The following is a 13,403-nucleotide window of genomic DNA, read 5'->3' on the forward strand; positions in this document are numbered from 1 at the left end:
ATGAAAGCGAACATAAAGTCACACAACAGGCTGCGTAAAAAAGGAAAGTAACGGCCGGAGTTACTGGGTCGCTCAGAAATCAGGGTTTTCAGCAACAGTAAAGCTTCAGGCTGCCCTGTGAGGAGGATTTTTTATAAACTGGGGATCAATCTAAGTTAGCAGCTCTGCCAGCCCAAGACCCGGGGTTCGCCGATAACCAAACTGCTGAAACTTGGCTTTGATGGAAATGAGACTCCACAGGACATATATAGGGGAAAGGAAAACAGAAGGAAAACAGGACACCCAAGTTAGTGAACTTTGAAAATGAGAGGGAAAACAGGACACCCAAGTTAGTGAACTTTGAAAACACTTTGATCTCTGAAGTGAAAAGTCTTTTGGCGGCATATGGTGAAAGACGGTCCGTGAATGGAAAGTCGGAGTGTGTTGCCATCAACTATGGTTTTTCAGCCACGGGAAAATCTCAGGCAGCCCTGACAATCGATTTAGAGGGGTTGGATTAAGCTAGTTGTGTCGCAGCCGCTAGCCCCGGTGTTCGCTGGTACCCAAACCGCTGACACTGAGCTTTGATCGAAAGGACCGTTCCCACTAAACCTTTGAATTGACTCTCGAAATGCTGGGTATTGTAGACCCAGTGGTCGGTATCGATATTGAGGCGTTCGAGAATAGGGGGAGCCTTCTGGTCGATACTCCCGCGCTTGTCTGCTCTAATTTGTCTACCCGTCCAATCAACCAGTTCCAGGTAGTCCTGGAGCCGAAAGGGTAAGCCTGAAGGCATGTCCTGGCGGGGGTATCCTGCGAATGGAAACAATGGCTTCGGTTGCTTTGGTTCAACATTGTCGGGTTCGCTTTGAGCGGTATTGATGCGTTCTTTTATCGAAGTAAAGTCGGAAGTCTCGAGAGCGTCTGCCATCTGGGCACGAATGGGGTTTAAATCGACATAAGCCAGGCAGGTTGCCAGCGCTGTTTCATCGAGTAACGCTTGGGACTTGTAGCGACCTTCCCAGAATCTTCCAGTGCACCCGTCTTCTGCGTTGGCCTGTCGTGCAATGTCCTCGTTCAAGGCTCGCATGAACCAGCTGATCGACATCAGGCGTTCGCGCCATTTTTTAACCAGCTCTGAAATGACTCTGAGTTGCTCTTCATACAGGCCTTTGCCATCCAGATACTCATGGCTCAGGAAATTGCCAGCATACAGGGCGTGCCAGCGTTGAATAACTTCGGTGTCCGACCAGGCTTTGGCTTTCTCGGCGTTGATGTGAAGCACAATGTGGTAATGGTTGGACATGACGGCATAGGCACAGATATCGAGTGCATAAACTTCGGCTAGCGCCATCATGCGCAGCTCAATCCATCCACGGCGGTGCTCGTAGTCGTTACCGGTGTATTCATCACGGCCGCACAGAAAGGCACGGCGCACACACCGGGAAGTGCAGTGGTAGTAGGGTGTCGCCTCCAGGGCGATCTGGCTTTTCCTTGAACGTGGCATAGTGTCTAACCTTGACGGCCCGTTTTGATGATGCTGTATAAAGTACTGTATGGATTTCGGTAGGTCAAGTGTTAGGATGGGTGTCCAGTTTGGCCGGGTTATGAGATCGAAGCGACCTATTCAGACGCAGACCATGAGATCGTTACGAATGATTTGCCACAAGATGCCGCGAGTATCACCCGAGAAGGTATTATTCGCGCATGGATCTACCAAGAAAACGGTGGCGACCATTGGGGGGCTCGAAGCTACCCAAATGATGCGGCATCCAGGGATTTCCGCATTGCGGAAGGCGGGGCCGACGAAGAGGGCAGTATGGGTTTCAATCACATTGTTTGGAAACGCATGTATGGCGATGAAAACGACTGTGCCAGCATTCGAGGGTATTTACTGAATAATGGACATCCCGATGGTGCCGAAAATATTAATATGTACCACCCCAAAAACAGCTTGCTCGGTTTTGCTATGGCCGCATCTGACGAAGACTGCGGTTCATCCAATGGGTTGTTTCGGGCATTCTCTGAAATCCCCAGCTACACCACCGCCATACCAGACAACCAGCGGCCTGAGGCGTACTGCTACGAGCCGGTACCAAGGGGCGAAGAAAGCTGTGCCAACGACAATACCGATGACGGTAATATACGAGAGTTTACCGCCGAAGAAGATACGGGCTTAAACTTATTGGTTAAAGCCATGGTCGCTTATAATCGTGGGACTGCTGGGTTGAATACACATCATTATTTTTCAAATCTACTGTTGGGTAGCCGAGCAAGCATCAGTGATGGAGAATACCGATCCACCGCCTTTGGCTACGCCATGCGCATTAAAGAACATACGCAAACCTTAAACACCGTTGACGGTTATTTGCCTTACGTTACCTATATTTGGCAGGGTGCAGAAGCGGAAGAGGATGACCCGGATGCTGAAGCAGATGAAGCACAAGTGGCTTGGTGTTATGTGTATGGGGAGGAAGAGTGGATGGGTGGTGTGACATTCGATGATGCTTATATGCAAACGAGAAGAGTAATACTTGGTATTCCAAATGTAGATGACGTGAGCTACGAGGTAAATTGCCAGTGAAAAATTTTATTTATTTGTTTATTGTTTTGCAGATTCATCCTGTTGCATATGCAGCATTTGAGGCACTTGAAAAAACAAGAATAACAAATGCGCGAGAAATGTCAGATAAAGAGTTTGTAGAATTCACTATGCAAACTAGGAGGCTAGCAGAATTTGGTGTTGAAGGTTCAAGAGTTCTTACCTATATTGAATCTGGAAATAGCTTTTTCGTACTGAAAAAGGATTTGAGCTTGGCAGGAGCCGATCTGGCATCAGATGCGTTTATCGGAAATTGGCCCCTCACCCGCTGGCCAACCGAAGTGAATGACGAGTCACTGGATGCCTTTACGTCTAATTACTCCGGCGATTGGTACGACTATGGATTAACACTCGATACCTGGGTAGACCGAAAAGGGATTGGTTGCTTAACCGATGCACCGCTTCGTTACGGTGATATAGAGGATGACGGCACTAATGAACTGGTGTTATTGCTCGGCGATGTTGATCGAACCTTAGACATATTAGTGTTTTCACCTGAGCAAGAAACTGTGACCTTTGGTATGCGTGCCGCATTTCAGGATTCGTTCCCAGCTGAATCCCCCAACAAAGCCGGCTATGAGTATGTGTCAGAAATAGACATGCGCAGCCCATATCCAGCGGAGCGCATCTACGCCAAAGTGTTTGTCGGTGAATTTGATGGAGATGCCGAAACCACTAACGAACTGATCGTCTGGCGCAAACGCTACAGTCCATATCCCGTAGGCTCAAGCAATCAAGGGTTTTATCTCGATCAAACATCCTTTGAGCATTACGTACAAGCCGATGAATATCAAAGACAGGCAACGGAGCAAACCACGATTCAGCAATGGCTAGCAGCCAACAACCTACGCTGGCCCGATGGGTTTCCGAACGTCTCAGAATGTGAGGATAAGGAGGGTCAGCTTATTCCCGAGATGCACGACCCATTGCTCAATGATCCTGACGTTATGCCTGTTAAAGAACAATAGTAGTTTGACCGGGCATCTACCTTGTCTGGTCAGCACGGTTTAGGCACTGCCGCTTTGCGGGGTAGCCTACGAGTTGAAACAAGTTCTTCGGTTGCTTTGGTTTAGAGATTTCAGATTCAGTTTGAGCCGTATATATACGTTCTTTGACTGTCGTAACGTCAGACGTGTCAGGTGAGTAGGCCATCTGGTCGCGAATGGGGTTTAAATCGACATCGGCCAAGCGGGTTGCCAGGGAGCGCCGTAATAAGGTCGCGCTTCCCTTTCAATTAAAACGGCCGACACGCTCATACAACCCCAACTTCTCCAGCGACTCTTTCTGATGCTGTTGCATTTCTTTCAGAGACTCAACCAAGTTCTTTAATCGTTCAAGCGCACCGTCTTGAGGCGTTTTATCGAACTGCCAGCCGGTCGGCAGGTTATTGAGAAATCTGTGTTCGGCCGCCTCGGGCGTATACACGTAGGTCTGGCGGACGTTCATCGTTGTGCTGAAATCCAGGTTGGCCTGCATGCGTTCTACGGCTAGCCGTCGGGTTTCACTGTCATAGGTTTGCTCTTGTCGGCTCACGGAGGCCTCGGCGCGTTGAGTTATTTCGCCTTGTAAGGCGATGGTAACTACCGGGGCTTCTTCACTGGTGGGTCGTTGCAGCACTGGCTCGGTTGACGCTTGTGCCAACAGGTTGTTCCCCTGAATCTGGACCTGGGTTTCCTCATTGCGCTCCTGAATCCGAACATCTATGGATTCCTGAAAGAACGCCAGCGGGTTTATTCGGGTGTCTTCCTGCCCGTCGTCATCGATATACCCAAGGCTGGATTCGGAGACAAAGTTGCGCAGGTTCAGTTCCTGCACAACGGCGACGGCGCCGTTTTCCATTAAGGCGGCCCCGCTTCGTTTCACCTGGGCCTGCAAATCGCCCTCGCTATCGAGCAAGTCGTATTGGGTTTCGGCACTGGTGAGCGATATGGCACCCAGGCCCACGGTAGAGAGCGACTGGATGACGGGCTGACCCTGGTCATCGAACTGCATGAAGCCCAATTGTTGAAAAGCGGCGTCGCCTTCGTCTATCCAGCCGTTGCCGTCGTCATCGAGTTCGGCCAATTCCTGGTAGCCATAACCCGTCGACGGGCCAAACAGCTCACTGCCGTCATCAATCTTCCCGTTGCCGTTGCGGTCGAATACCAGGTAGCCGGAGCCACTGGCGGTTCTGGATACGCTGTCCAGTTCGCCGTCGGCATTCAAATCGAAGTCGAACACTTCATCACTTAACTGCACGCTCTCACCGTTCAGGTTGATGGCGAGCGGATCGATCAGGTCAACATTCCCAACGAAGGTATTGATCTGTTCACGTTGTGTCAGGCGTTCAAAGTCGAGTTGCATGAGAAAGCTAATCTCACGCCCGTCTGCGGTCGTTACCGTGCCCATAGTATTCATTTGTACCGAATTATGGGTTTCAACACTTTCGACTGTGCTGATCTCAATAAAGGTTGCGTCGGTTGGGCTGCCATTGCTACCCGTCGGCAGTGAGCGGGTAATCGTGAACTCGGCCCGTTGCGAAGACGCCGTGACCGCTTCGAGGATTGACTGGCTTAAATGGCTGCTGACGGTATCGTCCGGCCCGGTGACGACTGAGGCCGCTTGCAGTGCGAGCCGTTCTGAGTGCGTGGTGGTCAGTTCCAGTGTGACGCTGGCTTCTCGATCGGCTTGCCGTTTGCGTTCAAAGATCAGGTGCCCCTGACCGATATCCATAATGTCCGAGCCACGGTTGAACCGTTGCTGGAGTGTGTCCTGATCCAGCGTGCTGACCTGCTCACGCCGCTGTTGCAGTCGCTCGGTGGTTTTTTGCTGAACCGATTGGCTGACCACATCACTGCTGATGATACGCATAATAATCCCTCAGACGTAACGATACCCAGTGGGTATCGGCCGGGCTGAGCCAAAACCTGAATGAAATTGAGTATCAATTTGTAATTTCACCGGTATTCCGCGCGCTGGGCGCAGTGCACTCAAATTATTTTTACCCCTTTTCCCAACCTCAGACGTTTAACCCCCAAGACCGACCATTAGGCGGTCGTTCGATACAAGGGGAATCCACATGATCAATCGCACTCACGGCCTTTGGCTAAGCACCGCCATACTCACTGCCTGCTCCAGCGTTCAGGAGCCCAATACTCTGGAAGCTGGGCAGACTCAATCGGAACCGTCATCGGCTGACATTCGCCCGGCACCGCAGCCAGAACCGTTGCGTGAGACAACTAAACTCAATTCGACGCTTGCGGATGTCACCAGTACCCACATTCAGGCACAGCCCATTGCGCGCTCTGAAAGCATCGCAAGCTTTGTGTTGCCCGCTCCAAGCCCAGTGCCTGGGGTGGTAGTTGAGGCCGATCGGGAGCGCTATGAGGCGGCAGCGGTCAACCCGATCCACCGTGTGCTGGAGACGCCGGTGTCTACCTTCAGTGTTGATGTGGATACGGCCAGCTACAGCAACATGCGCCGGTTTCTGAGCCAGGGCGTGATGCCGCCCGAAGACAGCATTCGGGTTGAAGAACTGCTTAATTACTTCGACTATCAGTATGAAGGGCCTGGCGAGGGTGACCACCCCTTTGCCATTCATACTCAGCTGGCACCCACACCCTGGAACGAACATACCCAGTTGTTGCGCATTGGGGTGCAGGGTTACGAGGTTGAAGCAGAGTCACTGCCGCCGATGAATCTGGTATTCTTGCTCGATGTCTCCGGTTCCATGAACCAGCCCAATAAATTGCCGCTGTTGCAACGTGCTTTTGGATTGCTGGTAGATAGGCTACGGCCCGAAGACAAGGTTGCCATTGTGGTGTATGCCGGTGCTTCCGGGGTAGTACTGGAGCCTACCGGTGGGGACGATCGCGTCAGTATCAGTCATGCGTTGAACCAGTTGCAGGCGGGTGGCAGTACTCATGGCAGTGCGGGTATTCAGTTGGCCTATCAGGTTGCGGAAGCGCAGTTCAGGGAAGGTGGCATCAACCGGGTGATACTGGGCACCGATGGTGACTTTAATGTGGGTGTGACCAACCTGGATGACCTGAAAACACTGATTGAGGCCAAGCGTGACAGCGGCGTGTTCTTCAGTGCGCTCGGTTTTGGTACCGGCAATTATAACGATCAGCTGATGGAAGAACTGACCAACCTTGGTAACGGCACCGCCTATTACATTGACCAGTTCCGGGAAGCCCGTAAGGTATTCGCCGAAGACCTGACCGGCACGCTGCACACCATCGCCAAAGACGTCAAAATACAGGTCGAGTTTAACCCGGCCCAGGTCGCCGAATATCGGCTGATCGGTTACGACAACCGCCAGCTGCGCCGGGAAGACTTCAATAACGACCGGGTCGATGCCGGTGACGTCGGGGCTGGGCATTCGGTCACAGCACTATACGAAGTGGTGCCCGCCCGCAGTGACTTCCGGTTTACTGATCCGCTGCGTTTTCAGGAGCACTCGGGTGTTGAAGCCACGGCTTCGGAACTGGCCTTTGTGAAACTGCGCTACAAACAGCCGGATCAGGACCGCAGTATTCTGATGACCCAACCGGTCGGAGCGGCGACCGAGACTCAAAGCATGGATAACGCCATGCAGTTTGCCGCCGCCGTTGCCGGATTTGGCGAGTTGTTGCGCGGCAGTTACTATGTCGACGACTGGTCAATCGCGGATGCCCGCCAACTGGCGCAAGCGGCTGTGGGTGACGATGCCTTTGGTTACCGCCAGGAGTTGATTCAACTGATGCAGAACGCCGAGGCGTTAGAAGCCCATTGAAACAGGAACGCAGGTTGCCGTGACGCTGTTATCCAACGTACAGGGCTGGTTCACCGGCCGGGGTGATGCAGCCCCGGCCGACCCGGACAGCCAACTGATGTGGCGCTATCGTCAATCCGGCAGTGCCGACCTGCTCGCCCGTCTGATGCGCAACACGGGGGACGACCTCTACCATTTCCTGTTAACCCAAACCGATGCCGCCTTTGCCGAAGACTTGTACCAGAGCGTCTGGCTCAGGGTGATGGAGCGGCGTCATCAGTATGAGCCGGGGTCGGCCAAGTTCAAAACCTGGCTGTTCACCCTGGGCCGGCACTTGATGATCGACGAATTACGGCGGCAGCGGCGCTGGCAAACGACGGATTTGGACAACGCAGAAACCGACCCGGCGAGCCTTGCAGAACTGCACACACAACCGCTGGAAAATACCATCGCTAAAGATAACCTTCACCAGCACTTTGACCGGTTGTTGCTGGGGTTGCCCTTTGCCCAGCGCGAGGCGTTCGTGTTGCAACAGGAGGGCTTTAGCCTGAAAGACATCAGCGACATTACCGGCATCGGCCAGGAAACCATTAAAAGCCGGCTGCGTTTTGCCCGTCAAACCCTACAGCAACAGTTGGAGGCGCATCATGGCCCCGCATGACGACGACCGCTCAGCACCGCACGATGATGACCTGTCGTCGCTTTACCGGCAGCGCAAGCAGCGCCACCCGGCCCCCGAGCGCTTGAACGAGGCGGTGTTAGCGACTGCCAAGGCTGAAAAAGACCATCATGGGCGAGGTTATGGCTGGAAAGGTGCCTTATCTTCGGTCGCCGCCGCTGTGGTTATTCTCGTGCTGGGTATGAACTGGCTGCAAGATCCGGTGCTCTCACTCAGCGAAGACGTCAGTCTGGTTTCGGAAATGGCCGATACGGAAGCGACTGAGTCGGCACAGTCTTTTTTGTCTGAATTGACCACCGGTGAAGCGCCCCCTGAACCCGCTCGCAGTGCACCAGCACCGGCTCCCAAGGCAGAGACGCGGCGTATGGAACCGGCGGAGAGTGAACCCTCCGGGTCTGATGCGCCCGTGATGATGGCTGACCGGGCTTTGCAGTTTGAATCGTTGCAGTCAGAAACTGTAGCGCTAAAGCCGCGCTTTCTGAAAGCGATAGCAGGAGAAAACTCTGTGTTTGAACAATGTGATGGCAGTTTGTTCGAGTACACCATTCCGACAGCGCCCAGCAAGGGCTGGTTTGAAGTCGAATGGTCGGAGAGTGGCGGTATCGGCAGTGTTGTTTCCAGGGGTGCCGAATCGCCTTGTGACTCAAAATGAGCAGAGCTGAATAAAGTCGTTTGGGGAGAGGCTCTTGCAAAAAGAGCTGGGATCTTTCAGGTACGGTCTGCCTGCTAAAGTCAGGACCAGGCAGACCGTTGTGTTCGGGTTTAGCCGGTAATCCGACGCTGCGCACGCCACTGCTTCAACACCGGGCGCGGGTCCTGGCTCAGCGGCATGGCAATGGCCATCTTCAGTTCTGCACGGGTGTAGCCAATGTCTTCCAGCGTGGCATCATCGTATCGTGTCAGGCTGATCAGCTTGTTACGGTATTGCCAGGCACGGTAAAGGCGACCTGCCGCGGCAAACAAGTGCAGCGGTGGCATCGACGGCATATAGAATTCGGGTACCGGTGCTTTGGCAGGTAGTTGAACGAGGGTGTTGAGACCGATAGCTGTCATGGTGTTCTCCGGTAAAACAGCAAATGTAAGGGTATACGGTCTGGTCAATTAGTAGGCAGATCGCGGCGCGGATTATGCTTATCCGACCGGTCAAGATCAATCGCCAAAATCACTTTTTATCAGTTAAATACAAAATATTACTGGCTTGCTGACAGCGCCGGAAAAACGGCGGTTTAAAAGGCTGTCCGTTACCTCACTTTGACAACCCGCGACCACCCCAACCACCCCTTTCTGACCCAGATAATAAAGGCGCGCCGGCACTGGTCACATTTGACCGTGTGCACGCCTTCGGTTTTGGCCGGGTAGTCAGCCGTGAAGGGTGCGCTGCAAAACGGACACTGCACGGCCATGGTCGGTACTCTTTAGATTATGCCGGGGTTACTGCGGCGCCGTTGCCTGGCGCGCTTCCAGATAAGTGATCTGGTTCAGGCCGTTGATGTATTGCTGCATCATGTCGGCCCGTTCGGCGTCGGTCAGGTTGGCGGCTTGCAGTTGTTTGTCGAAGGCGGCCTTGAGCATGTCGAATTCGAAGTCGACGGTTTTCAGCACGCCCTGAATACTGTCGCCGCGGCGCACGTTGCTCAGGCGCAGGTCGCCATTCTCTTCAAAGAAGATGTCGAGGCTGTCGGTGTCGCCAAACAAGTTGTGCAGGTCACCCAGAATTTCCTGATAAGCACCGACCATAAACAAGCCCAGCCAGGGTTTTTCATTGGGTGTCCAGTCCGGCAAGGGCAGGGTGGTTTCGACGCCTTCGCCATCGACATAGGCGTTGATGCGGCCATCGGAATCGCAGGTGATGTCCTGAATCACGCCGCGTTCGGTTGGCTCCCGGTCTAGCCCGGTCAGCGGCAGAATCGGGAAGATCTGGTCGATGCCCCAGATGTCGGGCACCGACTGAAACACCGAGAAGTTAACGAACAACTTGGTCGCCAGCTTTTCATTCAAGTCGTCAATCATGCCTCTGTGGCTGCTCTTGCTCGGGTTCAAACGGCTGCGAATACCCTGGTTCAGGCTGCGCGCCAGCTCTTCGGCCTGGGCCCGGCCATGCAGCGACAATTGCCCCAGGTTGTAAGCCTGGTGGCATTCGCTGAGGAAGTAGCTGGCATCGTGATACAGCTCGGCCAGTGACCGCTTGCGCGAATCCAGATCCTGCAGGCAGGACCAGAGTTCGAGCAGGGCCGGTTGTTCGTCACTCTCCGGCTTGCCCACATTGGCCGTGTCGGCGCGTTCTTCTTCGATCACATCGGTCAGCAACACAGCGTGATGCGCGGTAACCGCCCGGCCGGATTCACTGAAAATGTTCGGGTGCGGTAGCTCCGCCTGCTCGGCCGCTTGCCGGAAGGCGAACACAACGTTGTTGGCGTATTCCTGGGTGCTGTAGTTCATCGAACAGGTCGAGCGCGAACGGGTGCCTTCGTAATCCACACCCAGCCCACCGCCGACATCAACACACTGAATCGGAACGTCCAACTGGCGCAGTTCAACATAGAAGCGAGCGCACTCACGCAAGCCGACCTGAATATCGCGAATATTGGCGATCTGCGAGCCCAGATGAAAGTGTAGCAACTGGAAAGCGTCGGTCATGTTAGCGGCTTTCAAGGCATCGACCACGCGCAGCACTTCGGCAGCGGTCAGCCCGAATTTGGATTTCTCGCCACCGGTGTTCTGCCAGTTACCCTTACCAATGGAAGACAGCCGGGCCCGCACGCCAATGCGCGGCCGCACGTTCAGCTCCTGAGCGATCTGAATCACCCAATCGACTTCGCTGGCTTTCTCCACCACCAGAAACACCCGGTGGCCGAGTTTTTCAGCCAGCAGCGCCAGTCGAATGAACTCCCGGTCTTTGTAGCCGTTGCAAACAATGGTGGTCTCACCTTTATGAGCCTCGGCCATCACCGCCAGTAACTCCGGCTTGCTGCCGGCTTCCAGTCCAATGCGACCGTTACAGGCTTGTTGCTGGCCGTTGATGATTTCCTCAACAACCCGGCGTTGCTGGTTCACCTTGATCGGATACAACGGCTGGTACTGGCCCTGATAGGCTTCACTGGCGATGGCCTTGTGAAAGGCATCCACTATGGTGCCAACCCGGTCGTGTAGAATATGCGGGAAACGCACCAGCAGCGGCATTTGCAAACCCTGGGCGCGAGCGGCGTCGACAATACGCGTGAGCGGAACCGGCTGGGCGGCGTGGTTGACGCTGACACGACCATCGCTGGTAATGCCAAAGTAGTCTTCCGACCAGCGGCTGACGTTATACAGTTCAAGAGCGTCGGCAACGGACCAACTCATAGTAAGCGTTTTCCTTATGATCAAATAACGGCAATCGGTATTGGCAGCCTAGCAGCATTCACCGGGATGTTCGAAAAGAGGCGATTGTAGAACGTTGTGCTCAGCGCGCAATCAATCATAATGGCGGGCTGCGTAAATTGATGAAATGGAGTGACCGAGCATGAATAAGAGCATCATTAGCACCGATCAGGCCCCGGCCGCCATTGGCCCCTATTCACAGGCCGTTAAAGTCGGTGACACCGTCTATCTGTCGGGCCAGATCCCGCTCGACCCGGAAACCATGGCGCTGGTCGAAGGCGACATCGCAGCCCAGGTGCACCAGGTGTTCAAGAACCTGACCGCGGTCTGCGAAGCGGCCGGTGGCAGCCTGCAGCACATAGTGAAGCTGAACATCTTCCTGACCGACCTTGGCCATTTCAACACGGTAAACGAGATCATGAAAGAGTATTTCGTGGCTCCATACCCGGCGCGTGCGGCCATTGGTGTGGCCCAGTTGCCGAAAGATGCCCAGGTTGAGATGGATGGGGTGATGGGGCTTTCCTGAGACAGTCACTCATTATCAAATGATGCGAGTAAGCAGCCAATTGAGTGACAGATGCCGGGTATGCCTCTCCGGGGTAGTCCACAACATGGATGTTGTGGTCTAGGCCCCATGGATGGGTTCACGCCGACCCCGGCGAGGCATATCCGGTGGCTGGCACGTACTTGAGGCACCAAAGCTTACTGGTGTTTGTCCCGCTTGTGCTTGGCCTTCAGCGCGCTGCGTGCGTCTTTATAGCCTTGCCATCTGACCTGCATGGCGGCCAGCCAGCTTAATAGCTTGTGGGCAGCGCGGCGGCGGGTTAGGAACTTGGGCAATGCTTTGGCCATGTTGGCGAATCCTTGACGGGAATTGTTCGAAGGTTAGTGGATAATTTTGATAAACTGCTGGTCCATTTAACGATTCATGAGCCCGATGCGTCAAGCGAACCCCTCACCACCGACCCCGCCCAAGCGGCCGGGGCGCCGTCAGCGCGACTCGCGTGTTACCGAAGGCACCCAGTATAGCGACTTTCTGGCGCCCAAATACTGGGGAGCCTGGCTGTTCATCGGCTTTATGTATGTGATTGGGTATATACCCGGTAAAGTTCGCATTGGCCTGGCCCATATACTGACGCCCCTGGCCATGCGCCTCGCCCGCAGCCGGCATCACATTGCCAAAACCAACATCGATCTGTGTTTCCCGGAGAAAACCGAAGCAGAGCGCAAGAAACTGGTTCGTGATACTTTTTTCGCCAATGTACTGGGTTTTTTCGAAACGGCCGATTCCTGGGTGCGCCCGATAGAGCGTATGCGCTCGCGCGTGCACTGGGAAGGCGTGGAGCATCTGGATGCGGCCGAGAAAGACGGCCAGGGCGTTCTGCTGGTTGGGGGGCACTTCGCTATTCTGGATATGGCCGGTGCACTGTTCGGTCTGATCAAACCCTACGATCTGGTCTACCGCAAACACGATAACGCCCTGCTCAACTACTTTATGACCCGCTCGCGCGAGCGCTGGTGCGAACGCACCCTGGCACGCCGCGACATGAAAGGCCTGATCCGCTCATTGCGCGAAGGCCGCATCGTCTGGTACGCACCCGACCAGGATTATGGCCGCAAGGCGAGCGAGTTTGTGCCCTTTTTCAATATGCAGACCGCAACCGTCACCATGACCAGCAAGCTGGCCAAATCGGGCAATGCCCGGGTGATACCGGTGTTCTTTTACCGCAACCCGTCACTGCTCGATTACGGCGCCCGCTTTGGCCCGCCGCTGCCGATCCCCAGTGGAGATGACATCGCCGATGCGGCCTGTTTTAATGCCTGGCTGGAAGGCTGTGTACGGGAAGCGCCAGACCAGTATTTGTGGTTGCACAAGCGTTTTAAAACCCGGCCTGAGGGCGAGCCTTCTGTTTATTAATGTCATTACTTGGCACTGTGCCTAGTGCCGGACTACCCGGCCCCAGGCACGGACGACTGGCAACCAAGCAAGCCAAGCTCGAGCAACCTCAGAGACAACGATTACCGCAGCCCATAGAGGCTTCTAACCA

At 54.4% G+C, this 13,403-nt stretch carries 12 protein-coding genes; 7 read left to right on the plus strand and 5 right to left on the minus strand.

All coding sequences use genetic code 11. The annotated features are described in order from the left end of the window. Positions 1 to 496: 496 nt before the first annotated feature. Entirely contained in the window at positions 497 to 1,486 is a 990-nt protein-coding gene (locus ACHUE7_RS02635; RefSeq protein ID WP_394168598.1) for a transposase, read from the minus strand. Between the two features lie 153 nt (positions 1,487 to 1,639). Here ACHUE7_RS02635 and ACHUE7_RS02640 point away from each other — a divergent pair, with 153 nt between their 5' ends. Both ACHUE7_RS02640 and ACHUE7_RS02645 read left to right on the plus strand, forming a co-directional pair. Further along, on the plus strand, positions 1,640 to 2,563 hold the full coding sequence (locus ACHUE7_RS02640) for a hypothetical protein (protein ID WP_394168599.1): 924 nt from the start codon (positions 1,640 to 1,642) through the stop codon (positions 2,561 to 2,563). Beyond that, positions 2,560 to 3,549 carry a hypothetical protein gene (locus ACHUE7_RS02645; protein ID WP_394168600.1) on the plus strand — a complete coding sequence of 330 codons (990 nt, stop codon included), beginning with the start codon at positions 2,560 to 2,562 and terminating at the stop codon, positions 3,547 to 3,549. Before ACHUE7_RS02640 ends, ACHUE7_RS02645 begins: the two co-directional genes overlap by 4 nt. A 262-nt stretch (positions 3,550 to 3,811) precedes the next feature. Here the strand turns inward: ACHUE7_RS02645 and ACHUE7_RS02650 are convergent, their stop codons facing one another. After that, positions 3,812 to 5,431 carry a hypothetical protein gene (locus ACHUE7_RS02650; RefSeq protein WP_394168601.1) on the minus strand — a complete coding sequence of 540 codons (1,620 nt, stop codon included), beginning with the start codon at positions 5,429 to 5,431 and terminating at the stop codon, positions 3,812 to 3,814. A 208-nt stretch (positions 5,432 to 5,639) separates the two neighbouring features. On the opposite strand from ACHUE7_RS02650, the gene ACHUE7_RS02655 reads away from it, so the two are divergent. The 3 genes from ACHUE7_RS02655 to ACHUE7_RS02665 are packed head-to-tail and all read left to right on the plus strand — an operon-like array spanning position 5,640 to position 8,647. Next, a complete protein-coding gene (locus tag ACHUE7_RS02655; RefSeq protein ID WP_394168602.1) occupies positions 5,640 to 7,337 on the plus strand; it encodes a vWA domain-containing protein in 1,698 nt (565 codons plus the stop codon). A 19-nt stretch (positions 7,338 to 7,356) separates the two neighbouring features. Next, entirely contained in the window at positions 7,357 to 7,977 is a 621-nt protein-coding gene (locus ACHUE7_RS02660) for a sigma-70 family RNA polymerase sigma factor (RefSeq protein ID WP_394168603.1), read from the plus strand. Then, entirely contained in the window at positions 7,964 to 8,647 is a 684-nt protein-coding gene (locus ACHUE7_RS02665; protein WP_394168604.1) for a hypothetical protein, read from the plus strand. The genes ACHUE7_RS02660 and ACHUE7_RS02665 overlap by 14 nt, the downstream gene beginning before the upstream one ends. Before the next feature lie 110 nt (positions 8,648 to 8,757). Here the strand turns inward: ACHUE7_RS02665 and ACHUE7_RS02670 are convergent, their stop codons facing one another. Continuing rightward, entirely contained in the window at positions 8,758 to 9,048 is a 291-nt protein-coding gene (locus ACHUE7_RS02670) for a hypothetical protein (RefSeq protein WP_394168605.1), read from the minus strand. A gap of 378 nt (positions 9,049 to 9,426) precedes the next feature. Next, complete coding sequence (gene speA / locus ACHUE7_RS02675) at positions 9,427 to 11,337, minus strand: biosynthetic arginine decarboxylase (protein WP_394168606.1); 1,911 nt, start codon at positions 11,335 to 11,337, stop codon at positions 9,427 to 9,429. Between the two features lie 160 nt (positions 11,338 to 11,497). On the opposite strand from speA, the gene ACHUE7_RS02680 reads away from it, so the two are divergent. Continuing rightward, on the plus strand, positions 11,498 to 11,881 hold the full coding sequence (locus ACHUE7_RS02680; protein WP_394168607.1) for a RidA family protein: 384 nt from the start codon (positions 11,498 to 11,500) through the stop codon (positions 11,879 to 11,881). A gap of 176 nt (positions 11,882 to 12,057) precedes the next feature. Here ACHUE7_RS02680 and ACHUE7_RS02685 read toward each other — a convergent pair whose 3' ends face one another. Next, positions 12,058 to 12,207, minus strand: a complete 150-nt coding sequence (locus tag ACHUE7_RS02685) for a hypothetical protein (protein WP_394168608.1) — start codon at positions 12,205 to 12,207, stop codon at positions 12,058 to 12,060. 85 nt (positions 12,208 to 12,292) lie between these two features. Between ACHUE7_RS02685 and lpxL the strand changes: the two genes are divergently transcribed. Beyond that, entirely contained in the window at positions 12,293 to 13,273 is a 981-nt protein-coding gene (lpxL, locus tag ACHUE7_RS02690; RefSeq protein WP_394168609.1) for an LpxL/LpxP family Kdo(2)-lipid IV(A) lauroyl/palmitoleoyl acyltransferase, read from the plus strand. Positions 13,274 to 13,403 lie beyond the last annotated feature (130 nt).

Source organism: Saccharospirillum alexandrii (assembly GCF_043641555.1).
GTDB classification, from domain to species: domain Bacteria; phylum Pseudomonadota; class Gammaproteobacteria; order Pseudomonadales; family Natronospirillaceae; genus Saccharospirillum; species Saccharospirillum alexandrii_A.